Annotated in this window: 1 protein-coding gene; it reads right to left on the bottom strand. The window is 64.2% G+C overall.

Features of this window, described 5'->3' with window-relative positions:
- Window positions 1-603, bottom strand: a 603-nt coding sequence (locus tag NKH38_RS33270; RefSeq protein ID WP_352904890.1) for an IS256 family transposase, incomplete at both ends; no start/stop codon positions are given.

The raw sequence follows: 603 nt of genomic DNA, 5'->3' as shown, positions 1-603 counted from the left end.
AGAAGGTCAGGGTTTGTTCGATGGCATCCTCGGCCCAGCCTGTCAGGCGCGGATAGCGTGCCGACCATTTGGCAAGCCATGCGGCAAGATCAGCCCTGGCCTCGGCGAGATCGCGCCGGTCGTAGAGCCAGCGCAGTTCCTGCAGACAATCGTCGCCGTGCTTCCTCGGCAGATGATCGAGCGCGTTCCTGAGGAAGTGGACGTAGCAGCGCTGCCATGCTGCTTCCGGGATCACCTCGCCGATCGCCGCGACCAGGCCGGCGTGATCGTCGGACACAACCAACTCGACGTCCTTGAGGCCGCGCGCCTTGAGGCCGACGAGGAAGTCCTTCCAGGCCGAGCGGCTCTCGCGATTGGCCATCTCCACGGCCAGGATCTGCCGGCGCCCGTCCCAGTCGATGCCGACCGCGATCAGCACCGCCTGGCTCATCACGATGCCGGCTTCGCGCACTTTCTCGTAGCGGGCATCGAGAATGAGGTAGGGGAATGGCTCCTGAAGCGGTCGTTCGGCAAACGCCTTCAGGCTCTCGTCCAAGCGCTTGTTGATGGCCGAGATCGACGAAGCCGAGAACGCATGACCGCACAGCTCTTCCGTGATCGCCT

The sequence above is a fragment of the Mesorhizobium sp. M1078 genome (assembly GCF_040318615.1).
In the GTDB taxonomy this organism is placed as follows: Bacteria; Pseudomonadota; Alphaproteobacteria; order Rhizobiales; family Rhizobiaceae; genus Mesorhizobium.
The sequence above is the reverse complement of the archived record's forward strand: the minus strand, read 5'-3'. Positions and strand labels throughout refer to the sequence as shown.